Raw genomic sequence first — 23,461 nt, 5'->3', positions numbered from 1 at the left:
CCCGAGGGGATGAGGCGAAGTCATCCCCTCGGGTGATGTGCGGGTGGCGACGGGTCCCTAGGGTGGGGCCCATGCAGCCCGCCACGGCCCTGCCCACCTCTCCGACCCTCACCGCCGACGCGTCCCTCAGCGTGCTGGCGCTCGGCGCCCTCAACGTGGGGTCGCTGCTGCTCGGCCCGCTGGCCTTGGTCCAGCCCTTCCCCGCCCAGGAGGTGGAGCTGGCCCGGCTGGCCGGGCTGCTGCTGATCCTGACATCCCTCAATGCGGTGCTCGCGTTCGCCCACGCCGGGACCGTGGCCCGGGTGACCGCCACGGGGCTGCTGTGGGGCACCGTCGCCACCGGTCTCCACGTGGCGAGCTACACGCTGCTGGGCACGGCGGGGCGGGCCTCGCCCGCCCACGGCGCACTGATCCTGGCGTTGGGGGTGGCGGCCGCAGCCGGCTTCTGGCTCCTGCGGTCCCTGGTGAAGAACGGGCGGAGGGCCGCCGTGCTGGGCGGGATCAGCGTGGTCAATCCGCTGGCCGCCGTGGCGATGGGCACCGTCTTCCTCGGCGCCTTCGGGCAGGTCGGCTGGGCGGGCCTGGCGGGGCTGGTGATGGTGGGACTGACGGTGGCCGCGGGGGCGGGTCTGCTGGCCTGGGTCCGCACCTCACGCTGAGCCGGTGGTCGCCGGATCCCCTCCGCATTTTCAGACTATGCCCCACCGGGGGCCTTGCCGCAAGACCCCGGTGGCCTGCCAGACTCAGCGGGTCGATTCGAAAGGACGCACCCCGTGAAGCCCGCAGCAGCATCCGCCCGCACGCCCCTCCGCACCCCGCCCCGCACCACCGTGTTCGCGCTCCCCGACCGCCTGGCCGCCAAGGCCGAACCGCACCTGATCGCCGACGACGAGGCCCACTTCGCCGCCCTCGCCGCCACCCTGCGCGAGCGTCTCGCCGAGGACTCACAGCGTCTGGCGGAGCTGCGGCGTCAACCGCGCGGCAGCGGCGAGTACGCGCTGGAACGCGACGCGGGAATCCGCCGCATGTCCTCCCGCCTGACACTCCTGGACCGCTTCGGTCCGGACCTGACCCTGGGACGGATGGTCACCGTTCCGCGGGGCGCAGGTGAGTCCGGGCAGATCGTCTACATCGGCCGCATGGGGCTGACGGACGGCGCTGGCCGGCGCCTGCTCATCGACTGGCGCTCCCCCGCCGCCCGTCCGTTCTTCGCCGCCACCCACGCCCGTCCGGAGGGTCTGGCCAGCCGCCGCCGGTACCGGTGGACGCGCGGCGCCGTCACCGACTACTGGGACGAGGTCTTCACCCTTCAGGGCCTGGCCGACGCCGGCCGGCAGGCCGCCCTGGACGACCAGTCCGCGTTCATCGCCAGCCTGGGAGCCCACCGGACCGGCCGCATGCGGGATGTGCTCGGCACCATCCAGGCCGACCAGGACGCCGTCATCCGCGCCGGCTCGCGCGGCGCCCTCGTGGTCGACGGCGGCCCCGGCACCGGCAAGACGGTGGTCGCCCTGCACCGCACCGCCCAGCTGCTCTACGCCGACGAGAGGCTGCGTCGGGACCGTGGCGGCATCCTGTTCGTGGGCCCCCACCAGCCCTACCTGGCCTATGTGGCCGACGTGCTGCCCTCCCTCGGCGAGGACGGGGTGCTGACCACGACGGTGCCGGGGCTCCTCCCGGAGGGCGGCACGGTGGACGCCGAGGCGGACCCGGCCGTGGCCGTGCTCAAAGGCCGCCGCGACCTGGTGGACGCCGTGGAGCCGGCCGTCCGGTTGTACGAGGAGCCGCCCACCCGGGGCCTGCTGCTGACGACCCCCTGGACCGAGGTCTGGCTCTCCGCCGACGACTGGGCGGAGGCCTTCTCCGCCCGGGACACCACCACGCCCCACAACGAGGCACGGGGCCAGGTCTGGGCCGCACTGCTGGAGATCCTGGTGGAGAAGCACGGGGCGGAGCGCGATCCCGACACGGTCGACGCTGCCGACCCGGTCGATGCGCCGACGGCGGCGGCGCTGGTGGCCGGCTTCGAGGCGGACCCAGGACTGCGGGAGGCCTTCGCCCGGTCCTGGCCGCTGCTGCGCGCGGAGGACATCGTGGGTGACCTGTTCACGGTGCCCGCCTACCTGAGGCGGTGCGCCCCCGCCCTGGACCGGGACCAGGTCCGGGCCTTGCAGCGAGCCGAACCCCAGGCGTGGACCACCGCCGACCTGCCGATCCTGGACGCGGCCCGCCGGCGGATCGGCGACCCCTCCGCCGCCCAGCGCCAGCGCTGGCGGGACCGGGCCCGCGCGGAGGAGGCTGCGGTGATGGACCGGGTGATCGACGACCTCGTGGCCGCCGACGACTCCGACCTGCTGGAGATGACGTCCCTGCGGACGGCGGACATGAGGGACCGGTTGGTGGACCAGGGCACGTCCGTCCCCGAGGTGCAGGACCCGCTGGCCGGGCCGTTCGGCCATATCGTGGTGGACGAGGCCCAGGAGCTCACCGACGCCGCATGGCAGATGCTCCTGGCTCGGTGTCCTTCCGGGAGCTTCACGATCGTGGGCGACCGTGCCCAGGCCCGCCATGGCTTCACCGAGTCCTGGGTTGAGCGGCTGGGACGGGTCGGGCACCGCCACGTGGAGATCGCCACCCTGACGGTGAACTACCGCACGCCCCGGGAGGTCATGGCCGAGGCCGCCCCGGTGATCCGGGCGGCCCTGCCGGATGCGAACGTGCCGACCTCCATCCGGGACTCCGGCGTCCCGGTCCGGTACGGCACGGTGCCCGAGCTGGACCCGGTGGTGCGCGCCTGGCTGGACGAGAACGCGGACGGTGAGGGGGCCGCCGTCGTGATCGGGGCCCCGGGGTATGCGCCCCCTCAGGACGCGGGTGACCGCGTCCGGTCCCTCTCCCCGTCCCTGGCCAAGGGCCTCGAGTTCGACCTGGTGGTGCTGGTCGACCCGGAGCGGTTCGGCACGGGGGTCACGGGCGCGGTGGACCGGTACGTCGCGATGACCCGGGCCACCCAGCGGCTGGTGGTGCTGGGACGGGGCTAAGCTGGAGAGGACTTCAGAGTTCTCGTCACAGGGGTGGTTGTCCATGTCAGGTGTCGTCGCAGCCCACGGTCCCTTCGATCCCGGCCGGGGCCAGCGGATGCTGGACCGGCTGGCCCACCGGGGCCCGGACGGCGCGGGCAGCCGGGAGCTCGGCCCCTCCTGGATCGGCAGCAGGTACCTGTCCATCGTGGACCCGGTCGCGGGTGACCAGCCACTGTCCGGAGGGCGCACGGGAGAGCTCTGGGTGGCCGGCGACGGCATGCTCCACAACCACCGGCGGATCCGGGAACGGTTCGGTGCCGAGCGGTTCCGGACCGATTCTGACCTGGAGGCCGCCCTGGTCCTCGTGGAGGAGTTCGGTGCCCAGGGTTTCGAGCACGTGTGGGGCCCCTTCGCCCTGGTGGTGGCCGCGGCGGACGGCCGGTTCGCCGTGGCCCGGGATGTGCTCGGCCTGGCGCCCCTGTACTGGGTGCACGACGGCGGCACCGTGGTCTTCGCCTCCGAGCTCAAGGCCTTCGACGAGGAGCAGCGGCCCGCCGTGCGGCCCTTCCCGCCGGGACACTGCTGGACCCCGGACGGCGGCCTCACCCCCATCCGCCGCTTCCCCGGGACCGCGCCGGTCCTGCTGCAGAGCCGCGCCCAGGACGACGAGCCGCCGGCGTGGGTCTTCGACGCCCTCCGGGAGACGCTGATCCGTGCCGTCGACCGCAGCATGGCCGGCCGCCTCACCCCGGGGGTGTTGCTCTCCGGCGGCGTGGACTCTTCCATCATCACGGCCATCGCCGCCCGGAACCAGCAGGGCGAGGGGCAGGGGCTCAAGACCTTCGCGGTGGGGCTGGAGGGCAGCGGGGACCTCGCCGCCGCGCGGCTCGTGGCGGAGCACTGCGGCACGGACCACCACGAGCTGGTCTACACGGCCGAGGACGCCATCGACGCCGTGCCGCGCGTGGTGGCCGGCCTGGAGTCCTTCGACCCGAAACTGGTGCATTCGGCCGTCCCGAACTACTTCGTCTCGAGGCTGGCCTCCCTGCACGCCAAGATCGTCCTGGTGGGCGAGGGGGCGGATGAGCTGTTCGCCGGGTACAGCCACTACGGCCGCCATGACGACGGGGCTGAGTTGCATGCCGAGCTGTTGGCGACCCTGCGGGGCATGCACATCGGTGGCCTGCAGCGGGTGGACCGCGTGGCCGGGGCCCTCGGCGTGGAGCCGCGGCTGCCGTTCCTGGACCTGGACATGGTGGAGCTGGCCATGGCGCTGCCCCCGGAGTGGAAGCTGGTCGGGCGGGACCGCCCGGCCAAGTGGCTGCTGCGCAAGGCGTTCGACGGCTGGCTGCCGGACGAGGTGCTCTGGCGCCGCAAGGAGCAGTTCGGCGAGGGCACCGGGATGAACGACGTGTTGACCGAGCACTTCGGCCAGACGGTCGGCGAGGACGACCTGGCCGCCGAGGCGGGGGCGTTGACCCCTCCGGTGCGCACCCGGGAGGAGCTGGCCTACCTGCGGATGTTCACCGCGACCCTGCCCGGGGTGAACGCCCAGGAGACCGTCGGCCGGTTCGCCGAGGCCTGAGCCTGCGGCGAACCGACCGACGGTCCGGTCCTGGTGACGCCCGGCCTCAGCCGATGAGGCCCTGGTCCTGGAGCCACTCCTCGGCCACGTCCCGCGGGTCCTCACCGTCCGTGTCCACCCGGCCGTTGAGCTCCATCATGGTCTCGTTGGTCAGCGCCTCCGAGATCGGCGCCATGATGTCGGCGATCTCCGGGAACTCGTCCAAGGTCTCCTGGCGCAAGGTCATGGCGCCCTGGTACTCGACGAAGAAGCCCTCGTCGTCCTCAAGGATCACCATGTCGTTCGAGGCGATCCGCGCGTCGGTGGAAAACACCTCGCCGAACTCGCAGGTCTCCCCGACCTGGGTGTAGATGAGGTTCAGGTCGAGTTCGACCACCTCGGAGAACTCGAAGCCGTAAGCCTCCTCCAGACCGGGCAGGCCATCGTCCCGATTGATGAACTCGCTCGCCGCACACACCCGGGCCTGGTCCGGGTTCTCATTGATGAAGGCGGCTGCGTCGGACTGGGTCTGCAGACCGTTCTCGTCCGCGAAATCCTGCTTGACGGCGATCCGGTAGGTGTTCTCGAACGGGGCAGGCGTCAGCCAGGCGATGCCGTTCTCCGCGTCGGCATCCGCCACCGCCTGGTACAGGTCCTCGGGGACGTCCTCGGTGGTGTTGCCCAGGATGTTGACCCAGCCGGTCCCGGTGTAGTCCCAGTAGAAGTCGATCTCCTCCGTCTCCAGCGCCTCGCGGACCGTGGCGCTGCCCGAGATGCCGGTCTGGTCGTTGATCGTGGCCCCGGCGTCCTCCAACGCCAGGGACGTGATCTGGCCCAGGATGACGGACTCGGTGAACTCCTTGGAGCCTGCCGTCAGCTGTGCCCCGTCCAGGGCGCCGCCCCCGGCGCCACCCTCGCCACCTCCGCCGTCGCCGCCGCCGCAGGCGGTCAGCAGCAGGGCCGCCGCGGCCGCCAGTCCGGCGCCGCCGAGCAGGGTTGACTTCCGTGTCGTCTTCTTCATGTCCTTGCCTCCATCAGATGTACTTCGTGGTGCGTGGTGCGTGGTGCGTGGGTGGCGCTTGGGTGAGGGTCGCGTGCCGGGGGTGCCGACTATCCCCTGGCCAGGCGCAGGCCCTTGGGCCGTAGCAGGTCCTCGACGATCCCCGCGAGATAGTCGATGGTCAGGGCCAACACGGCGGTCAGGGCCGCACCCACGATCTGGACGAGCACGCGGTTGGTGGACAGACCCGCCACGATGATGTCCCCCAGCCCGCCGGCGTTGATGTAGGTCACCAGGGCGGCCGTCCCGACGTTGATCACCAGGGCCGTGCGGACTCCGGCCAGGATCACCGGCACCGCCAGGGGCACCTCGATCCGGCGCAACACCTGGAACCGGGACAGCCCCATCCCGCGCCCGGCCTCCAGGACGGAGTCGTCGACCTGTTCGAGGCCCACCATGGTGTTGAGCAGCACCGGGATGATGGCGTACAGCACGAGCCCGACGATGGCGGCGCTGAAGCCCAGGAACAGGAAGGCCGCGGCCATCAGGAAGAGGATGGAGATGGTCGGCACCGCCTGGCCCAGGGTCAGGACGGTGATCAGGTAGGGCCGGATCCGGCGGGTGAACGGCCGCGTCAGCAGCACGCCCAGGGGCACCGCGATGACGAGCGTGATGGCCGTGGACACCGCAGCGAGGAGCACGTGTTCCCAGACGGCGGTCCCCAGCGAGGCAGCGTTGAGGGAGCGAGCCTCGATGCTGTCGAGCTCCTGACGGTCGACGTAGAGGTACAGGGCCAGCAGGACGGCCGCCAGGATCGCCGGCATGGTGAGGTAGGACAGCCAGTCACGGCGTCTGGCGGGCGGCGGAGTCTGTGCGATGACGCCGGAGTCCGGCTTCTCGACAGTGGCTTCGGCCGTCATGAGTGGGCCTCCGACTCCTTGAACTCGGTCCGGGCGTCCGCGACGGCGGAGCGGCGCATCGACCGGATGGCGTCGTTGATCTGTTCGATGTCCACGACCCCCAGAAAGCGGCCGTCCTCGTCCACCACGATCGAGACCGCGTTCCGGGCGCTGATGAGCTCGTTGAGGGCATCGTTCAGGGTCGCCCGGGGTTCGATGACCGCCTGTGGCCGGGTGCCGATCTGGTCGAGTGGCTGGCCGGTCCCACGCCGCAGGTCGTCGGCGCCGACCCAGCGGGCGGGCCGGCCCTCGGTGTCCAGGACGAGCACGGAGCTACGGTCGGATTCGCGCAGCACCCGGTGTGCCTGGTCCGTGGAATCCGCGGCGGACACGGTCGGCCAGGCGGCCAGCTCGATGTCCCGGACCCGGGAGAGGCTCAACCGTTTGAGGGAGGCGCCACCGCCGATGAAGTCCCGCACGAAGTCGTTGGCCGGGGCGGTGAGGATCTTCTCCGGGGTGTCGTACTGGGCGATCCTGGAGCCCTCCTGGAGGATGGCGATCCGGTCGCCCATCTTGATGGCCTCGTCGATGTCGTGGGTGACGAACACGATCGTCTTGCGGACCTCCGCCTGCAGGCGGAGGAACTCGTTCTGCAGACGGTCGCGGGTGATCGGGTCGATGGCCCCGAACGGCTCGTCCATGAGCATGACCTCGGGATCCCCACCGAGTGCGCGGGCGACGCCGACGCGTTGCTGCTGCCCGCCCGAGAGCTGCCGGGGGAACCGGTCCCGGTACTCCTCCGGATCCATGTTGACGGTCGCGAGCAGCTCGTCCACCCGTGCGCGCACCCGGGCGGCGTCCCAGCCCAGCAGTTTCGGCACGGTGGCCACGTTCTCGCCGATGGTGATGTGGGGGAACAGCCCGATCTGCTGGATGACGTATCCGATCCGGCGGCGCAGCCGGTCCGGATTGGTGGTGGTGACGTCCTCGCCGCCCAGCACGATCCGGCCGGAGCTCGGCTCGATGATCCGGTTGATCATCTTCATGGTGGTGGTCTTGCCGCAGCCCGAGGGACCGACGAGGACGACGATCTCCCCCTTGCGGATGTCCATGGACAGGCCGTCGACGGCATTGCGCTGGGCCCCGGGGAACCGCTTCGTCAGGCCCTCGAGGCGGATCATGGTCTCGGCCTGGGCTTCAGGGGGTGACTGAGTCATCGGATACCTCTCGACGTGGACAGACGTTGGACGGCGTAGAAGAGCAGGTCGAAGAGGATGGCGAGCACGATCACGCCGAGGGTGCCCGCCAGGATCATGTTCACCGCGACGGGCGTGCCCACGCGGGCCAGTCCGGTGACGATGATCTCGCCGTAGCCGGGTCCGTTCACGAAGGCGCCGATCGCGGCGATCCCGAGGAGGATGAGGGTCGATACGCGCACGCCGGTGATGACCACCGGCCAGGCCAGGGGCAGCTCGATCCGCAGCAGGCGTTGGCGCCGGTTGAGCCCCATCCCCTTGGCGGATTCGATGATGGCCGGGTCGACCTCGCGCAGTCCGGTGATGGTGTTGCGCACCACCGGCAGCAGGCCATACATCACCAGGGCCACCAGGACGGGCTTCCAGCCGAGGCCGAAAGGGCTGAGCATCAGGATGAACAGGGCGAAGGACGGGATGGTCAGGAAGGTGCCGGTGATGGCCAGGACCATCGCCCGGGGCCGCTCCGTACGGTAGGTGGCGACCCCCAGACCGATGCCGATGACGGTGGCGATCAGCACGGCCGCCCCGACGATCGCCGCGTGGGCCAGACCCATCTCGAGCAGGTCGTCTGCCCGGTTCCCCAGGAACTCGAGAAATTCCACTGCTGACCTCCTCCGCGACGAATGATGCCTGGCCTGACTATAGTCCAGAGGCCCTGTTCAATAGGTCAGCCGGACCGCGGCCTCCCGCAGGTAACGGTCCACCAGGGTGTAGGCGTCACGCGTCAACGCGCGCCACAGCGCCAGGGCCAGGGCGGGGTCCCGCTCCTCGAGTTCCTCGATCGCCTCCGGCGTGAGGACCATCAGTTCCACGTGGCCGACGGCCTTCTCCGTGGTCTCCTGCCGGTCCGCTGTGCCCAGCGCCAGCTCCCCGAACGTCATCCCGGCGCCCAGGGTGTTCAGCCGCACCCGCTCGCCGCGTGGATCGGTCGCGATGGTGTTGATCTGTCCCGAGATGATGAAGTGGACGCCGCCGAAGCGCTGGCCCACCCGGCGGATGACGTCCCCGTCCTCGTGGAACCGCTGCTCCATGAGTGCGGCGAGCTGTTCGCGTTGCGCCTCCTCGAGCAGGTCGAGGGCCGGGGATGCGGTGACCGGGACGCGGGCGGTGGTGACCGCGGGGGTGCCGTACCGTTCCAACAGCGAGTCTTCACAGAACTCCACGGCGTCGCCGAGGCCCCGGAAGAGGGTCACCTCGGGCCCTCCCCCGCCGTCGGCGGAGCGGGCGTCCCGGGAGGTCGGGGCGCCCGAGGGATCCGGCGAGATGTCTGCGGCGTGGACCGCGGCCTCCTCGCCGACGACCAGCACCAGGTCCCGCCCCGCTGAGCGCAGCAGGCGTTCGAGGTCGGACAGCATGTGCTGTGCCAGACGTCCGGCCTCGTTGACCAGCCGGAGGTCCAGGATCACGTACCCGACCGAGTCGTCCAGTTCGCTGACGGCCCGGACCAGGGACTCGGTGCCGGCGAAGAACAGGTCGCCCGTCACCTCGATGATGCGGGCCCGGTGACCGTACCGCTCCAGCACCTCGGCCTCCTCGAGGGTGCGCCGCACCCGGGAGGGGAACTGGGAGATCTCCATGGTGTCCTTCACCGCGGACCGACCGCTGCGGGCAGCCCGCACGAAGTGCATCTCCATGTCCCGTGACAGCCGCCGGCAGGTCTCCAGCCCGCGGACGCTGTTGCCGTGACCGTCCAGGGGTGGTGAGAAGACGGCCAGGCCGGCCTGGCCGGGCAGCACCGCGAGGGTGCCGCCGCCGACCCCCGATTTGGCCGGCATGCCCACGCTGCTGACCCAGGCGCCGGCGTCGTCATACATCCCCGAGGTCATCATGACGGACAGGACCCGCTCCACGACGTCCATCTCGAAGACCTGCTCACCGTTCAGCGGCTGGGTGCCGCCGTTGGCCAGGGTGGCCGCCATCATCGCCAGATCCCGGCAGGTCACCTGCACCGCGCACTGGCGCAGGTAGTTCTCCAAAGCCAGGGTCGGGTCATGTTCGATGACCCCCATGGAGCTGAGCAGGTAGGCCAGCGAATGGTTGCGGTCGCTGTTGCGGATTTCCACGTCGAAGACGGACCGGCTGCTGGTCAGGGTCCGGCCGGCGAAGCGCGAATACGTGTCCACGATCCGGCGCACGGCGGACTTGCCGCCCCCACCGCGGATCATCCCGGACACGGCCAGGGCACCGGCGTTGACCATGGCGTTCGGCGGCCGCCCGGTGTCCGGCGCCAGCGAGATCTGGTTGAACGGATCCCCGGAGGGCTCCACATCGACCTTCTCGTCCACGGCGTCGAAGCCGTAGTCGGCCAGGGCCAGGCCGTAGCTGAACGGCTTGGAGATCGACTGGATGGAGAACTCCTGGTCCGCGACCCCGACGGAATAGACGCGCCCGTCCACCGTGGCCAGGCAGATCCCGAAGTCCTCGGGACGGGGCTCCTTCCCGCCGGGGTGGACGGAGTAGGGCGCCCCGGCGCCGAGGTGCTGGACCTCGGCGAGCAGTCTCTCGAGGTAGTGCTGGATGGGTGATTCCATGGACCCCACGGTATCCCCGACACGGCGGGCGTCCGACCGCCGACAGATCCTGTCCCCCGCGCCGGGACCGCGGACATACTGTGTCCATGACCAGCCGCGACTCCCACGGCATGCGCACATGAGCGGCCCCGACCGTGCCGTCGTGCTGGGTGCCGGGATCGCGGGTCTGGCGGCCGCCGCCGCGGTGTCCGGGCGGTTCCGCGAGGTGATCGTGGTGGACCGGGACGTGATGGACCCGGACGAGCAGGACGAGCTCGAGCCGGGCTCCGGTGCAGTCGGGCGGCGCGGGACGCCGCAGGACCGCCACCTCCACGTCCTGCTGGCCGGCGGCCAGAACGCGCTCGAGGGGCTGTTCCCCGGTGTCGGCGATGAGCTGGTCCGCCGCGGCGCCCTACAGTCGGACGCCCTGGACCACACGGTCCTGCAGGTGGGCGGGCACCGCTTCCGGGCCGGGGCCTCGGGCCTCACCCTGTTGTCCGCCGGCCGGCCGCTGATCGAGTCCGTGCTGCGCCGGCGCGTGCACGCCCTGCCGAATGTGCACCTGGTCGGCGGCCGGGCCGCCGTCGGACTGTTGTTGGACGCCTCGGCACAGCGGACGGCCGGCGTGGTGGTGGAGCGCGACGATTCCGGCGGCGGCACGGAGTCGCTGCCCGCCGGTCTCGTGGTGGTGGCCACCGGCAGCGGAACCCGCCTGAACGACTGGCTCGAGGCCAACGGCTGGCCCCCGCTCGTGCTCGACACCGTGCCGATCGACCTGACCTACACCTCAAGGCCGTTCCGGCTGCGGGAGGGCGCCTTGGGCCCGGTGGTGTCCATGGGCTCCGGTTCGACACCGAACCGCCCCCGGGGTGCTGCCCTGGGACTGGTCGAAAACGGCCGGGCCATGGTCAGCCTGATGGGTGTGCTCGGCGACCAGCCGCCGATGGAGCTGCCCGGCTTTCTGGACTTCGCGGGGGACGTGGCCCTTCCGGAGGTGGCCGAGGCCCTGCGGGGCGCCGAGACGCTCGGGCCGGCCGCCCGCTTCCGGCACCCGGTCTCGGTGCGCCGGCACTTCGAGCGAGCGCAGCTGCCCGAGGGGCTGCTGATCCTCGGCGATGCGCTGTGCACCCTCAATCCTGCCTACGGCCAGGGGATGACCGTGGCTGCCCAGCAGGCCGGGCTCCTGGCATCGGCTGGGCCGGTCCCTTCGGGAGCGGGCCGCTGGCAGACACGGGCGCTGCAGCGGCGCCTGGCGCGGGTGGCCGACGCCGCCTGGAAGCTGTCCAGAGGCCCGGACGCGGCGTTTGCCGCAGGCGCGCCCCGCCCGAGCCCTCTCGAGGTGCTGTTCGGCCGCTATCTGGCCCGCCTACAGGCGCTGGCCGCCGTGGACCCGCGCGCCGGCACCGCCTGGCTACGCGTCTCCTCCCTGGTGGATCCGCCCCGGGCGCTGCTGGAGACCGGTCTGGTCCGGGCCGTCGTCGCCGGTCCCGCCACCTACGACAACGCCTTCAGCCGGGAAGACGGCAACGGCATCCAACAGGGCTGGGGCGGACGCAACCGACCCTGACACGCCGGACCCCATACACACATTCCTGCCTATAACCCCCGGGCGCGCTGCCTAAACATCAAGCATAAAAAAACCCCTCTTCCGAAGAAGAAGGGCTTTTCTCTGGTGGAGGTAAGGGGATTCGAACCCCTGACCTTCTCCATGCCATGGAGACGCGCTACCAACTGCGCCATACCCCCAGAGTGGTGGCCGTTCCGGCGTGATGGAAACCCTTGCGGTTTTCCCTTCCGGCCGAAGCAACTCCATCAATATACACAGCACCTCGCGCCCCTCGCAAATCGAGCGGGTTCAGGCGTTGTACTCCGCGATCCTGCACTGTCCGGCGGGTTCCACAGAACCCGTGAGGACGATGGCGGCGCCGTTGCGCAACCGCTCCAGCCGCCCCATCCTCGCGGCGTCCATCCCGGTCAGCAACGTGGCGCGGGCCCGCAGCAGGAGCGAGGAGGCGGCCGGGCCGAAGGGGTGGGCCGCGAGGCGGCGCACGGAGGTCAGTCCTGGGCGGTGTGGGGCGTCCAGTCCCGTGGGCCCGCGTCCGGGTCCACGGCGGAGCCGGCCTCCTGCGGGGCCACCCCGTCCGTCAGACCGAGGTCGATCAGCGGCGCGTCCTTCCACAGGCGGTCGAGGGCGTAGAACACCCGCTCCTCCTCATGCTGGACATGCACCACGAAATGCCCGTAGTCCAGCAGCACCCATCGTCCGCCGGCCTTGCCCTCGCGGCGTAGGACATCGAGGCTCAGCTGCTGGGTCAGTACGTCCTCGATCTCGTCCACCACCGAGACGACCTGGCGTTCGGAGCTGGCGGAGGCCAGCAGGAAGGCGTCCGTCAGGCCCATCTGCTGTGCCACGTCCACGGCCACGATGTCTGTGGCCTGCTTGTCCGCAGCGGCCTGGCCGGCCAGTTTCAGGGCGTTCAGGGTGGTCTCGGGAACGGTCATGTGCACCTCAGGGCTGATGGGTTGTGGATGGGATCGTCAGTGCTCGTCAGAGCACAAGGGCGAGAATGAGCGCGATCAGCAGGGCGGCGATCACGAGGCCTGCCGCGAGGATCAGGTTGCGCTCCCGGGACGACCAGGCAGAGGCCCCCAGGGAATCGAGGCCGTGGGCGGACCGGGCTTGGACCGGTTCCTGGGCTGCGGCTGGAACGGCCGGGGCAGCCGAGGCTGCTGGAGCGGCCGAGACGCCCGGAGCGGGCGTGGAGTCGCCGGCCGGCGCAGGCGCCGGTGCGGCCACGGGCACGCGGGCGATCAGTCCGGTGTTCAGTTGCCGGGCGCGTTCGGCCAGCAGCTCCTGCTCGCGCAGCAGCACCGGGTCCACGGCGGACGGGTCTGCTCCGCCGGACTCCTCGATCCTGGCGGCCAGGGCCGCGCCCTCGGCGGCCAGGGACTCCCGCGTCGGAACCTCGGCTGAAGTAGGCCCGCCTGCGGGGGCCGGTGCGGCCGCCACGGTGCCCGGCGAGCCGGCCGGGGCCTCCGCGCGCCGCGACGAGGACTGTGGGCCGGCCGCAGCCGGCGCGGCCGGCACGTCCGAAGGCTCGGGAGCGGCGCCCTCCGGGGCCTCCTCCTGGCGCCGCTGCCATGCGCGCAACTCCCGCCGGGTCAGCGGGTGTCCGTCCGGTCCCACGGGCACGCCGTCGTGGTCCACCCTCACGGCGGGGGACGGAGAGGTTCCGGACTGGATGGCCTCACCGCGGTCGGTGCCGCCTCGGGTCGAAAACATGCCCGTGGGCAGCTGGCCCGTCAGCGGTCCCACATCCGAGGGGCTGATGGTGGTGGCCGGTAGCTCGAGGATGGCGGCCCGGGAGGCCTTCCCCGCCGGCGTGCCCGCCTCGCTGTCGGCCCGGCGATGCTGGCGCAGCGAACGCCGCGTCGGCAGGGCCGCCTCCGCCGCCTCCGCCGGTTCGGCCAGCTCGGCCGACCGGTCCGGCTGGTTCGTGGGCCGGCGCCCGCCGGTCTTGATCTGCGGCGTGCCCAGCCGTGGCGAGGGGCTCTTCGGGTGGTTCTCGCTCATACCGTGGACTCCGCGGTGGCCTGGCCGAGGGCCGGCCCGCCACCCGGCGCGGTGCCCGGGAGGTGGGCCGAGGGCAGGTACAGGTTGTGCTTGGCGATGTACTGGACCACGCCGTCCGGCACGAGGTACCAGACCGGCTTGCCGTCCTGTACCCGGGCACGGCAGTCCGTGGAGGAGATCGCCATCGCGGGGATCTCCATCAGCTTGACGCCGGTCTCCGGGCCGACCTCCACGAGCTCATGGCCGGGCCGGGTCACGCCCACGAACTGGGCCATGTCCCACAACCGGTGCACGTCCTTCCAGGTCATGATCTGCTCCAGGGCGTCCGCCCCGGTGATGAAGAACAGGTCCGCCTCAGGCCGCAACGTCCGCAGGTCACGCAGGGTGTCCGCCGTGTACGTGGGGCCGGGCCGGTCGATGTCCACCCGGGACACCGTGAAGCGGGGGTTCGAGGCCGTGGCCACCACCGTCATGAGGTAGCGGTGCTCGGCCGGAGAGACCTTCTGGGCGTCCTTCTGCCACGGCTGACCGGTGGGCACGAAGACGACCTCGTCCAGGTCCAGTTCCGAGGCGACCTCGGAGGCGGCCACGAGGTGGCCGTGGTGGATCGGGTCGAAGGTGCCGCCCATGATGCCGAGGCGGAAGCGACGTGGGGTCACAGTGTGGTGCGGTCCTTCAGGGCTCAGTGGCCGGAGCGCTGGCCGCTGCGGCCTGCGGCGCCATGGACATCGACGTCCGTGGTCGGGGCGGGGTGGCGCTTCGCGACGGAGCGCAGGGAGGTGATCGCCGCCAGCATCAGCATCATGAGGGCGAAGGGCCCCACGCCGAACACCCAGGCCGGGGCGATCAGTTCATTGACCACGTGCGCCTCTTCGGCGGCAACGGTCAGGGCAGCGGTGACGTTCTGCATCTGGTGGTTCTCCCTTGTGGCGGCCGGCGCCCCGGCCTCGTATCACGGTGATGTCTGCGGTCCATCCTAGTACGTTCCCCGCACCGTGCCGGTCAGGGGCTGCCGGGACCGGTCAGGGCCGGATCTGCCCCTGGCCGCGCAGGACCCACTTGGTGGTGGTCAGTTCCTCCAGGCCCATCGGACCGCGTGCGTGCATCTTCTGCGTCGAGATGCCCACCTCCGCGCCCAGGCCCAGTTGCCCGCCGTCCGTGAAGCGGGTCGAGGCGTTGACGATCACGGCCGCAGAGTCGATCTCCGCCACGAAGCGGTCGGCGTTGGCCAGGTCGTTGGTCACGATCGCCTCGGTGTGCCCGGTGGACCAGCGGCGGATGTGCTCCATGGCCTCGTCCAGCGATCCCACCGTCTTCACGGCCATCTCCAGTGCCAGGTACTCGGTGCCCCAGTCCTCGTCGGTGGCCGTCTCGGCGGAGGATCCGGCGGCCGAGGGCAACCAGGCCCGGGCGCCGGCGTCCACGTGCAGGAAGACCCCGGCACGGGACAGGGCTCGCAGCACCTCGCGGCCGGCCTCCTCGGCCTCCGCGTGGATCAGCAGGGTCTCGGCCGAGTTGCACACGGAGACCCGCTGGGTCTTGGCGTTCAGCGCGATGTCCACGGCCATCTTCACCGGGGCCGAGGCGTCGATGAACAGGTGCACATTGCCCTCACCGGTCTCGATCACGGGGACCTTGGCGTTGCGGACGACGGTCTGGATGAGGTCCCGTCCGCCGCGGGGGATCAGCACGTCCACTGAACCGCGTTCGGACATCAGCGCGGTGGCGCCGTCCCGCCCGTACTCGTCGATCCCCTGGATGATGTCCGCCTCGAACCCGTGGGCCAGGGCCTGTTCGCGCAGGATCTGGATCAGGACGGTGTTGGTGTGGCGCGCCGCGGATCCACCGCGCAGGATCACGGCGTTGCCGGATTTCAGGGCCAGCCCGGCGATGTCCACGGTCACGTTCGGCCGGGCCTCGTAGATGGCGCCGACCACGCCGAGGGGCACCCGCAGCTGGGTCAGGTGCATCCCGTTGGGCAGGTCCCGGCCCCGCATCACGTTGCCCACCGGGTCGGGCAGGGCCACGAGTTCCTCCAGGGCCGCGGCCAGGGCGCCGATGCGCTGCTCGTCCAGGCTGAGGCGGTCGAGCATGGCCTCCGAGGTGCCCTTCGCCCGGCCGTCCTCCACGTCCTTGCGGTTGGCCGCCAGGATCGCCGGTGCACCGGCCAGCAGCGCGTCCGCCATCCCCTGGAGCGTCTCGTCCTTGCGGGCCCGGCGCGCGGTGGCCAGTTCCCCACGGGCCTTGCGGGCGCGCGCGGCCACCTTCAGGATGGCGTCCCGGACCTCGGTGGGCACCCCGGACACGTCGGTTGCGGCAGCGGAATCAGCAGTGGTGGACATGACGGCAGTCTATCCCGCGGCGGTCCGGCGGGGCCGGACGGGAAGCCGCACACAGTCATCTGTGTGCACCACCGGGCGTTGGTACTCGGGCCCGAACTCCTCCAGCAGCTGGGCGGTCCGCCGCCCGAGCATCGCCGGCAGCTCGGAGGAGGAGTAGTTCACGAAGCCCCGGGCCACCACCGTGCCGCCCGGGTCGGCCAGCTCGATCGGGTCGCCCGCGTCGAAGCGGCCCTGGACCCCGGTGATCCCGGCGGGCAGCAGGGAGCGCTTGTTGGTCACCACGGCGGTGACGGCGCCGTCGTCGATCACCACCCGGCCCTGCACCTCGGCGAGCAGGCCGAGCCAGATGCCGCGGGCGGACTGACGCTTGCCGGACGCCTGGAACCAGGTGCCCACGTCCGCCCCCGCCAGGGCCGCATCGGCGTTGGCGGCCGAGGTGACGAGGGCGTGGATGCCCGAGCCGGAGGCGATCCCCGCGGCCTCCACCTTGGTGACCATGCCCCCGGTCCCGACGCCGGCCGGCCCGGTGCGACCGATCAACACCTCGTCGAGGTCGGCCCGGGACGCCACGTGGGCGATGCGCCTGGCCTCGGGGCGTGAGGGGGGCGCCGTGTAGAGCGCGTCCACGTCGGTCAGCAGCAGCAAGGCGTCCGCCCGCAGCAGGTTGGCCACCAGCGCGGAGAGCCGGTCGTTGTCCCCGAAGCGGATCTCCGCAGTCGTCACGGTGTCGTTCTCGTTGACGATCGGAACCACGCCGAGGGCCAGCAGGCGGTTGAGCGCCCGGTGGGCGTTGGTGTATTGGATGCGGCGGATCAGGTCCTCGGCCGTCAGCAGCACCTGCGCCACCTCCAGGCCGTGCCGCGCGAAGGACGCCGTGTACTGGGCCAACAGCTTGCCCTGCCCGACGGCGGCCGCGGCCTGTTGGGTGGCCAGGTCCCGTGGGCGTTTGCCCAGCCCCAGGGGGTGGATGCCCGCGGCGATGGTGCCGGAGGAGACGAGGACGACCTCGGTGCCGCGGGCGCGCACGGCGGCCAGGGTGTCCACCAGGGAGTCGATGGCCTCACCGTCCACGCCGGTGGGCGTGGTCAACGAGGAGGAGCCGATCTTCACCACGAGGCGGCGGGCCCTCTCCAGGGTGTCCCGGCCCGTGACCGGGTTGGGGACCTGTTCAGCCATGGGACCCGGAATCGGTGTCTGAGTCGTCCTCGATCCCGGCCAGGCGGTTGATCTCCTGGTCCACGGCCCACACCCCGGTCCGGCGTTCGCTCTCCAGCTCCGCCTGGGTGGCGGCACGGGCGGCCTTGCGCTCCTCGTACTCGCGCCGCTTGTCCTGGCGGGTGGGACGGCTCTGGTCCTCCATGCGCAGGTCGGCCCCCCGCGGCCCGCCGAGCAGCTCGGCGCCGGCGGCCATGGTGGGCTCCCAGTCGAAGACCACGCCGTTGTCATCGGCGCCGATGACCACGGCGTCGCCCGGTTTGGCGCCCTGCTTGAACAGCTCGTCCTCCACCCCGAGCCGTGCGAGCCGGTCGGCCAGGTAGCCCACCGCCTCGTCGATGGTGAAGTCGGTCTGGGCCACCCAGCGCTCCGGCTTGGTGCCGCGGACCCGGAACAGCGGTTCCAGGTTGCGCTCCTCGCGGCGGATCTCGAACTCCCCGCGGCCGCCCTTGCGCGAACGGACCGGGCGCGGGCGGAGGACCTCGGGCTCTGCGAGCTGCTCGGGCTCCGGCAGGCGCTTCCGGGCCTGCAGGACCAGGTCGGCCATGGCGAACTTCAGCGGTTCGAGGCCCTTGTGGGACACCGCGGAGATCTCGAAGACCCGCAGTCCACGCTCCTCCAGGGACGCCCGGACCATGTCCGCCATGTCCTGGCCGTCCGGCAGGTCCGTCTTGTTCAGGGCCACCAGGCGGGGGCGCTCGTTCAACGGCACCACCCCCTGACCGGCCTGGGAGAAGGTGGGTTCCACGGCGTAGGCGGCCAGCTCTGCCTCGATCGCCGCGAAGTCGGACAGCGGGTCGCGGTCGGACTCCAGGGAGCCGCAGTCCAGCACGTGCACCAGGGCCGCGCAGCGTTCCACGTGCCGCAGGAACTCCAGGCCCAGGCCCTTGCCCTCGGAGGCCCCGGGAATCAGGCCGGGGACGTCCGCCACCGTGTAGCGGGTGTCCCCGGCCTGCACCACGCCGAGGTTGGGCACCAGGGTGGTGAAGGGGTAGTCGGCGATCTTCGGACGGGCCGCGGAGATCGAGGCGATGAGGGAGGACTTGCCGGCCGAGGGGAAGCCGACCAGGGCGATGTCCGCCACGGACTTCAGCTCCAGGACGATGTCCCGTTCCTCACCGGGGATGCCGAGCAGGGCGAAGCCCGGGGCCTTGCGCTTGGACGAGGCCAGCGCGGCGTTGCCGAGACCGCCCTGACCCCCGTGGGCCGCCACATAGCTGGCCCCGTGGCCCACCAGGTCGGCGAGGATGTTGCCCTCCTGGTCCTTGACCACCGTGCCGTCCGGCACGCTCAGGGTCAGGGACTCCCCCGTCCCCCCGTTGCGGAAGTCGCCCATCCCGGGTCCGCCGTTGCCGGCGTTCCGGTGGGGGGCGTGATGGTAGGAGAGCAGCGTGGTGGTCTGGCTGTCCACCACCAGGGTGACGTCGCCGCCGTCCCCGCCGTTGCCGCCGTCGGGGCCTCCGAGGGGTTTGAACTTCTCCCGCTTGACGGAGGCCACGCCGTGGCCTCCATGCCCGCCGGATACGTGCAGGACCACCCGGTCCACGAAAGCCGCCATGGCCGCCTCTCCTGAAGACTTCTGGGGTACCACCCGTGTGGTGGCACCAGTGTGGTGCATTAACGACTCCGGCGGGGGCGGGCCGCAGTGGCCCGCCCCCGCCGGAGCGATGAAATACCAGGGGATCTCTCCCCCGGCGCCGTCAGCTGGTGATCAACCGGCGATGGCAGGAACGATGTTCACGACCTTGCGGCCACGGCGGTTGCCGTACTCCACAGCGCCGGCGGACAGGGCGAACAGGGTGTGGTCCTTGCCGATGCCGACGTTGGAGCCCGGGTGGAACTTGGTGCCGCGCTGGCGGACCAGGATCTCACCGGCGTTGACGGCCTGGCCGCCGAAGCGCTTCACGCCGAGGAACTGCGGGTTGGAGTCACGGCCGTTCTTGGAGGAACTGCCGGCCTTCTTCGTTGCCATTGCTGAATCCTTTACTCAGGTGCGGCCGTGGGCTGTTCGCCGGGTAACCGCGGGGACGGGTGGGGGGAACCGGTCTCAGGCGATCGAGGTGACCTTGACGGTGGTCAGCTCGGAGCGGTGCCCCTGACGCCTGATGTAGCCGGTCTTGTTCTTGTACTTCTGGATGACAATCTTCTTGCCACGGGAATGGTCAAGGACCTCGGCGGTGACCTTGACCTTGGCCAGGTCATCGGCACCGGTGGTCACCTTGTCCCCGTCCACCAGCATGACGGCGGGCAGCTCCAGGGAGCTTCCGGCCTCAGCGGCGACGCGGTCAAGGGTAACGAGGTCTCCTACGGAAACCTTTTCCTGGCGGCCGCCAGCGCGGACAATCGCGTACACCACTTGGGACTCACTTCTCTCGACATTTACGAATCTGTATTTGCTGCTTTCCCGCACCAGCCCAAACCAGCGGTCCGGCCGGCAACAGCGGACGGTCCCGGACAGCGGGGGCTATGGCCCTAGGCGTACCGGCGGGCTTTCCAACACCCAGGACCGGGCAGACAGAAAACGACGGCGGCGCAGCACCGAGTGTTCATCTTACCCGCCGGTGCCCCTCTGGACCAAATGACACGCTCATTCGGGACGGGCGATGTCCTCGGCCTTGACCCCAACCCCGAGCATCATCGGCGAGGGGGCCCCGCTGGGCTCCGGGGCCGTGTCCTGAGCGGCGGCCGAGGCGCTGAACCGGTGGCCCTGGGCGGCGTCCGCGCCGGAGGAGGAGACATCCACCGTCTGGATGCCCCCTGAGGTTCCGTCCGAGGACGCGGCACGACGGCGGCGCGCCGGTCGCGCTGCCGGCGCGGCAGACGCTGCGGCCGGGGCTGAAGCCGGCGCTGCGGCCGGGGCCGGTGCTGGCTGCTGCTGTCGGTCCGGCTGAGGTTGCTGGTCGTGCGGGGCCTTCTGGTCCAGCGCGCTCTCCAGTGAGGACAGGTCCGGTGTGGACCGGGCGCGCCGGGACGCGCGGCGTCCCCGTGGCATCTGGACGGACTCGCCGCCGATCGTCAGGGTCGAAGCCGACTGCTCGGCGTCCTGCTCGGCGTCCTGACCGTCGCCACCCCGGGCCTCCTGCTGCTGCCTGGGCTGTTCCTCGCGCTTCTCCGCAGGCTTCCCGTCGTGCTTCGGCTCCTGCTTCTCCTCGTGTGCATGGGCCGCGGCGGCCGCCATGTTGGCGAAAGCCGTCCGGGCTGCCTCGGCGCGGGCCTTGCGCTCGGCCTCCTCCTCGGGACTGAGCTGCCGCTCGACCGGTGCCTCGGGCGGGTCCTGGCGATCCCGCTCGGCCTGACGTTCCCGGCTGCGGCGGCGACGCTCACTGCGGGAGGATTTCCGGCCGCCGTCGTGGGCGTTGTCTCCGGAACCGCCGCCCTGGCCGGAACCGGCCTGGCTGCGGGGCTCACCGTGCGCGGTGTGCGCGCGGCGGTGCTCCACTGGCATGTCGTGGACGATGATGCCGCGGCCGTTGCAGTGCTCGCAGGTCTCGGAGAAGATCTCCACCAGCCCGGTGCCCATGCGCTTGCGCGTCATCTGGACGAGGCCGAGGGACGTCACCTCCGCGACCTGGTGCTTGGTGCGGTCCCGGCCGAGGCACTCGACCATCCGGCGCAACACCAGGTCGCGGTTGGACTCGAGCACCATGTCGATGAAGTCGATGACGATGATGCCGCCGATGTCCCGCAGCCGCAGCTGACGGACGATCTCCTCGGCCGCCTCCAGGTTGTTCTTGGTGACGGTCTCCTCCAGGTTGCCGCCCGAGCCGGTGAACTTGCCCGTGTTGACGTCCACCACCGTCATGGCCTCGGTCCGGTCGATCACCAGGGAGCCGCCGGAGGGCAGGAACACCTTGCGGTCCAGCGCCTTCTGCAGCTGCTCGTCGATGCGGTTCGAGGCGAAGAGGTCCTCACCCTCGTGCTCCTCGGGCTTCCACTGCTGAAGTCGGGGCAGCAGGTCGGGGGCCACGTAGGTCACGTAGGCCTCGATGTTGTCCCAGACCTCCTCGCCCTGGACGACCATGCCGGAGAAGTCCTCGTTGAAGACGTCGCGGACCACCTTGATGGTCAGGTCCGGCTCGGAGTAGAGCAGTTCGGGAGCCAGCGTCTTGGTGGACGCGGCGGCCGCCTCGATCCCCTCCCACTGGGCCCGCAGCCGGTTGATGTCATGCATCAGCTCCTGCTCCGAGGTGCCCTCGGCCGCAGTCCGCACGATCACGCCGGCGTTCTCCGGAAGGTGGTCCTTCAGGATCTTCTTCAGGCGGGAGCGCTCCACGTCCGGGAGCTTGCGGGAGATGCCGGTCATCGAACCACCCGGCACGTAGACCAGGTAGCGGCCGGGCAGGGAGATCTGGCTGGTCAGGCGGGCGCCCTTGTGGCCCACCGGGTCCTTGGTGACCTGCACCAGCACGGAGTCACCCGACTTCAACGCGTTCTCGATCTTGCGGGACTTGCCCTCGAGGTTGGCGGCGTCCCAGTTGACCTCACCGGCGTACAGCACGGCGTTGCGGCCGCGGCCGATGTCCACGAAGGCGGCCTCCATGGACGGCAGCACGTTCTGAACCTTGCCCACGTAGACGTTGCCGATCAGCGAGTCCTGGGTGGTGTTGGACACGAAGTGCTCGGCGAGGACACCGTCCTCCATCACGGCGATCTGGATGCGGTGGTCCCGTTGGCGCACCAGCATCTTACGGTCCACCGATTCGCGCCGGGCCAGGAACTCGGCCTCGGTGATGACATGGCGGCGTTGGCGACCGCCGGAGCGGGAATCACGGCGGCGCTGACGCTTGGCCTCCAGTCGCGTGGACCCCTTGAGCGAGGTGACGGCCTCAGGGCCGGTGGAGCCGGACTGACGCGGTGCGCGGACGCGGGTCACCGTGTTCTCCGGGTCGTCCCCGTCCCGGCCCTCCAGGTCCATGTCCACGTCGCCACGGCGGCGCTTGCGGCGTCGACGCGTACTGCCACCCTCACCGTCGGTCTCGTCGTGGTCGGCGGCGCCGTCTGCGTCCCGAGGGCCGGAGCCGCGCTGGGACTGGTCGTCGCCGTCGTCGCTGCGGTCCTGTTCCGAGCCCTGGCCACCGGAGCGGCCACGGCTGCGGCGTCGCCGGCGGGAGGAACGGGAGCCCGACTGGTGGTCGTCGTCCTCACCCTGGCCGTGCTGCTGGTCGTCACCGTCGTCATCCGTGCGGTCGGCGCGATCGGAGTGGTCGGAGCGGTTGTTGCGGGACTGGCGCGGGGCCGGCGGCAGCGTCGACAGGTCCGGCGCCTGGAAGATCAGGGCCAGCGGATCGTGCGGCACCGCGAAGGGGTCCTCGGTCTCCGCCTCAGCCTCGGCTGATTCCGCCGGTTGGGCTGGTTCGGCTGGTTCCGCCGGTGCCTCGGCGGCGGGATCGTCCTGCTGCGGGGCGACGGGCTCCTCCGACGCGACGGCCTGACCTGCGGCGACTGCGTCATCGGGGGTGTCTGTGTCATCGGGTGCGTCTGTATCGACGGCCGGCCCTGCCGCCGGTGGGGCCACCGGGGCTGCCGTCTCCTCCGGGGGCGCCGCGGCGGCCGCCTGCGTGATGGAGTCCTCGCCCTGTTCGTTCTGTTCGCTCTGCTCGTTCTGATCGTTGGCTGTCATGAACAGCACCTCCTGCACCGCGATCACGCCACACTCGTGCCCGCGGAGCGGCTAGGTCCGTTCCCGGAGGCGTTTCCCCCGACCCGTCCAGCGGTCCTCGGGGTGCCGCCGTCGACGGACTCCAAAAGTCTGAGGTGAACCGTGGACGCGTTCCGCTGGATGCGGGGCACGAACCCGGAACCATCGGCGCCCACCCCGGTCTGACGCGTGGTCTCGCGTGCACATGGCGGCTGTCGCAAGGCCTTCGGACGCGCGGTCCGCATCCCTGAAGGCCGGGCAGTTTCCTAACACTGCCGCATTCCTGCCGCCGGCCCGGTGGCCGTCCGATGGACTCTGCCGATGGTGTGGCCACCGGCGAGTCGATGTTCATTGTCTCACACGCCTGTGGACAACACCGGGAGGTTCTGCAGCCGTGAGGTTCTACGATGGGACGGTGAACTCCCCCGCGAACGTCGGCG

General features: G+C 71.1%; 20 protein-coding genes and 1 tRNA gene. 4 read left to right on the top strand and 17 right to left on the bottom strand.

The window, feature by feature from the left end; genetic code table 11:
* Window positions 1–71 precede the first annotated feature (71 nt).
* The 3 genes from AB0K08_RS14085 to AB0K08_RS14075 all read left to right on the top strand — a co-directional run bounded on the left by AB0K08_RS14085 (window position 72) and on the right by AB0K08_RS14075 (window position 4,608).
* A complete protein-coding gene (locus AB0K08_RS14085; protein WP_363355498.1) occupies window positions 72–659 on the top strand; it encodes a hypothetical protein in 588 nt (195 codons plus the stop codon).
* A gap of 114 nt (window positions 660–773) precedes the next feature.
* On the top strand, window positions 774–3,041 hold the full coding sequence (helR, locus tag AB0K08_RS14080) for an RNA polymerase recycling motor ATPase HelR (RefSeq protein ID WP_363355496.1): 2,268 nt from the start codon (window positions 774–776) through the stop codon (window positions 3,039–3,041).
* A gap of 43 nt (window positions 3,042–3,084) precedes the next feature.
* The gene (locus AB0K08_RS14075) at window positions 3,085–4,608 is read left to right on the top strand and encodes an asparagine synthase-related protein (RefSeq protein ID WP_363355494.1); all 1,524 of its coding nucleotides are present in this window, start codon (window positions 3,085–3,087) and stop codon (window positions 4,606–4,608) included.
* 46 nt (window positions 4,609–4,654) lie between these two features.
* On the opposite strand, the gene AB0K08_RS14070 is transcribed toward AB0K08_RS14075, so the two are convergent.
* The 5 genes from AB0K08_RS14070 to glsA all read right to left on the bottom strand — a co-directional run bounded on the left by AB0K08_RS14070 (window position 4,655) and on the right by glsA (window position 10,273).
* Window positions 4,655–5,608, bottom strand: coding sequence for a glycine betaine ABC transporter substrate-binding protein (locus tag AB0K08_RS14070; protein ID WP_363355492.1), 954 nt, complete (start codon window positions 5,606–5,608; stop codon window positions 4,655–4,657).
* A gap of 89 nt (window positions 5,609–5,697) precedes the next feature.
* A complete protein-coding gene (locus tag AB0K08_RS14065; RefSeq protein ID WP_363355490.1) occupies window positions 5,698–6,507 on the bottom strand; it encodes an ABC transporter permease in 810 nt (269 codons plus the stop codon).
* Window positions 6,504–7,703 carry an ABC transporter ATP-binding protein gene (locus AB0K08_RS14060; protein WP_363355488.1) on the bottom strand — a complete coding sequence of 400 codons (1,200 nt, stop codon included), beginning with the start codon at window positions 7,701–7,703 and terminating at the stop codon, window positions 6,504–6,506. Before AB0K08_RS14060 ends, AB0K08_RS14065 begins: the two co-directional genes overlap by 4 nt.
* The gene (locus AB0K08_RS14055; RefSeq protein WP_363355487.1) at window positions 7,700–8,344 is read right to left on the bottom strand and encodes an ABC transporter permease; all 645 of its coding nucleotides are present in this window, start codon (window positions 8,342–8,344) and stop codon (window positions 7,700–7,702) included. The genes AB0K08_RS14060 and AB0K08_RS14055 overlap by 4 nt, the downstream gene beginning before the upstream one ends.
* A gap of 57 nt (window positions 8,345–8,401) precedes the next feature.
* Complete coding sequence (glsA, locus tag AB0K08_RS14050) at window positions 8,402–10,273, bottom strand: glutaminase A (protein ID WP_363355485.1); 1,872 nt, start codon at window positions 10,271–10,273, stop codon at window positions 8,402–8,404.
* Window positions 10,274–10,391: 118 nt separating this feature from the next.
* On the opposite strand from glsA, the gene AB0K08_RS14045 reads away from it, so the two are divergent.
* Window positions 10,392–11,819, top strand: coding sequence for a hypothetical protein (locus AB0K08_RS14045; protein WP_363355634.1), 1,428 nt, complete (start codon window positions 10,392–10,394; stop codon window positions 11,817–11,819).
* Window positions 11,820–11,922: 103 nt separating this feature from the next.
* Here AB0K08_RS14045 and AB0K08_RS14040 read toward each other — a convergent pair.
* From AB0K08_RS14040 to AB0K08_RS13985, 12 genes are all read right to left on the bottom strand, one after another.
* Window positions 11,923–11,998 (bottom strand) — tRNA-Ala (locus AB0K08_RS14040).
* Between the two features lie 109 nt (window positions 11,999–12,107).
* A complete protein-coding gene (locus AB0K08_RS14035) occupies window positions 12,108–12,302 on the bottom strand; it encodes a hypothetical protein (protein WP_363355483.1) in 195 nt (64 codons plus the stop codon).
* Between the two features lie 5 nt (window positions 12,303–12,307).
* Window positions 12,308–12,754: a ribosome silencing factor gene (rsfS, locus tag AB0K08_RS14030; protein ID WP_363355481.1), complete on the bottom strand. Its 447-nt coding sequence runs from the start codon at window positions 12,752–12,754 to the stop codon at window positions 12,308–12,310.
* Between the two features lie 46 nt (window positions 12,755–12,800).
* Entirely contained in the window at window positions 12,801–13,826 is a 1,026-nt protein-coding gene (locus AB0K08_RS14025) for a hypothetical protein (RefSeq protein WP_363355479.1), read from the bottom strand.
* Complete coding sequence (gene nadD, locus AB0K08_RS14020; RefSeq protein ID WP_363355618.1) at window positions 13,823–14,455, bottom strand: nicotinate-nucleotide adenylyltransferase; 633 nt, start codon at window positions 14,453–14,455, stop codon at window positions 13,823–13,825. Before nadD ends, AB0K08_RS14025 begins: the two co-directional genes overlap by 4 nt.
* A gap of 53 nt (window positions 14,456–14,508) precedes the next feature.
* The gene (locus tag AB0K08_RS14015; RefSeq protein WP_363355477.1) at window positions 14,509–14,736 is read right to left on the bottom strand and encodes a hypothetical protein; all 228 of its coding nucleotides are present in this window, start codon (window positions 14,734–14,736) and stop codon (window positions 14,509–14,511) included.
* A 112-nt stretch (window positions 14,737–14,848) separates the two neighbouring features.
* Window positions 14,849–16,168: a glutamate-5-semialdehyde dehydrogenase gene (locus AB0K08_RS14010; RefSeq protein ID WP_363355475.1), complete on the bottom strand. Its 1,320-nt coding sequence runs from the start codon at window positions 16,166–16,168 to the stop codon at window positions 14,849–14,851.
* 9 nt (window positions 16,169–16,177) lie between these two features.
* A complete protein-coding gene (proB, locus tag AB0K08_RS14005; RefSeq protein WP_363355473.1) occupies window positions 16,178–17,344 on the bottom strand; it encodes a glutamate 5-kinase in 1,167 nt (388 codons plus the stop codon).
* Window positions 17,337–18,941: a GTPase ObgE gene (gene obgE / locus AB0K08_RS14000; protein WP_363355471.1), complete on the bottom strand. Its 1,605-nt coding sequence runs from the start codon at window positions 18,939–18,941 to the stop codon at window positions 17,337–17,339. The genes proB and obgE overlap by 8 nt, the downstream gene beginning before the upstream one ends.
* Before the next feature lie 153 nt (window positions 18,942–19,094).
* Window positions 19,095–19,355, bottom strand: a complete 261-nt coding sequence (rpmA, locus tag AB0K08_RS13995) for a 50S ribosomal protein L27 (RefSeq protein WP_363355469.1) — start codon at window positions 19,353–19,355, stop codon at window positions 19,095–19,097.
* A gap of 75 nt (window positions 19,356–19,430) precedes the next feature.
* Window positions 19,431–19,739 (bottom strand): 50S ribosomal protein L21, encoded by a 309-nt coding sequence (gene rplU / locus AB0K08_RS13990; RefSeq protein ID WP_363355467.1) that lies wholly within the window; start codon window positions 19,737–19,739, stop codon window positions 19,431–19,433.
* 231 nt (window positions 19,740–19,970) lie between these two features.
* Window positions 19,971–23,003, bottom strand: coding sequence for an Rne/Rng family ribonuclease (locus AB0K08_RS13985; RefSeq protein ID WP_363355465.1), 3,033 nt, complete (start codon window positions 23,001–23,003; stop codon window positions 19,971–19,973).
* Between the last annotated feature and the right edge of the window lie 458 nt (window positions 23,004–23,461).

It is taken from the genome of Citricoccus sp. NPDC055426 (assembly GCF_040677445.1).
Taxonomy (GTDB): domain Bacteria; phylum Actinomycetota; class Actinomycetes; order Actinomycetales; family Micrococcaceae; genus Citricoccus.
This window is presented reverse-complemented; position numbering and strand designations above follow the sequence as displayed.

Bases quoted from the DNA above. Each gene is read 5' to 3' on its own strand.
- AB0K08_RS14085 (WP_363355498.1), top strand. From the start codon at position 72: ATGCAGCCCGCCACGGCCCTGCCCACCTCTCCGACCCTCACCGCCGAC.
- AB0K08_RS14075 (WP_363355494.1), top strand. From the start codon at position 3,085: ATGTCAGGTGTCGTCGCAGCCCACGGTCCCTTCGATCCCGGCCGGGGC.
- AB0K08_RS14070 (WP_363355492.1), bottom strand. From the start codon at position 5,608: ATGAAGAAGACGACACGGAAGTCAACCCTGCTCGGCGGCGCCGGACTG.
- AB0K08_RS14065 (WP_363355490.1), bottom strand. From the start codon at position 6,507: ATGACGGCCGAAGCCACTGTCGAGAAGCCGGACTCCGGCGTCATCGCA.
- AB0K08_RS14060 (WP_363355488.1), bottom strand. From the start codon at position 7,703: ATGACTCAGTCACCCCCTGAAGCCCAGGCCGAGACCATGATCCGCCTC.
- glsA (WP_363355485.1), bottom strand. From the start codon at position 10,273: ATGGAATCACCCATCCAGCACTACCTCGAGAGACTGCTCGCCGAGGTC.
- AB0K08_RS14045 (WP_363355634.1), top strand. From the start codon at position 10,392: ATGAGCGGCCCCGACCGTGCCGTCGTGCTGGGTGCCGGGATCGCGGGT.
- rsfS (WP_363355481.1), bottom strand. From the start codon at position 12,754: ATGACCGTTCCCGAGACCACCCTGAACGCCCTGAAACTGGCCGGCCAG.
- AB0K08_RS14025 (WP_363355479.1), bottom strand. From the start codon at position 13,826: ATGAGCGAGAACCACCCGAAGAGCCCCTCGCCACGGCTGGGCACGCCG.
- nadD (WP_363355618.1), bottom strand. From the start codon at position 14,455: ATGGGCGGCACCTTCGACCCGATCCACCACGGCCACCTCGTGGCCGCC.
- AB0K08_RS14015 (WP_363355477.1), bottom strand. From the start codon at position 14,736: ATGCAGAACGTCACCGCTGCCCTGACCGTTGCCGCCGAAGAGGCGCAC.
- AB0K08_RS14010 (WP_363355475.1), bottom strand. From the start codon at position 16,168: ATGTCCACCACTGCTGATTCCGCTGCCGCAACCGACGTGTCCGGGGTG.
- proB (WP_363355473.1), bottom strand. From the start codon at position 17,344: ATGGCTGAACAGGTCCCCAACCCGGTCACGGGCCGGGACACCCTGGAG.
- obgE (WP_363355471.1), bottom strand. From the start codon at position 18,941: ATGGCGGCTTTCGTGGACCGGGTGGTCCTGCACGTATCCGGCGGGCAT.
- rpmA (WP_363355469.1), bottom strand. From the start codon at position 19,355: ATGGCAACGAAGAAGGCCGGCAGTTCCTCCAAGAACGGCCGTGACTCC.
- AB0K08_RS13985 (WP_363355465.1), bottom strand. From the start codon at position 23,003: ATGACAGCCAACGATCAGAACGAGCAGAGCGAACAGAACGAACAGGGC.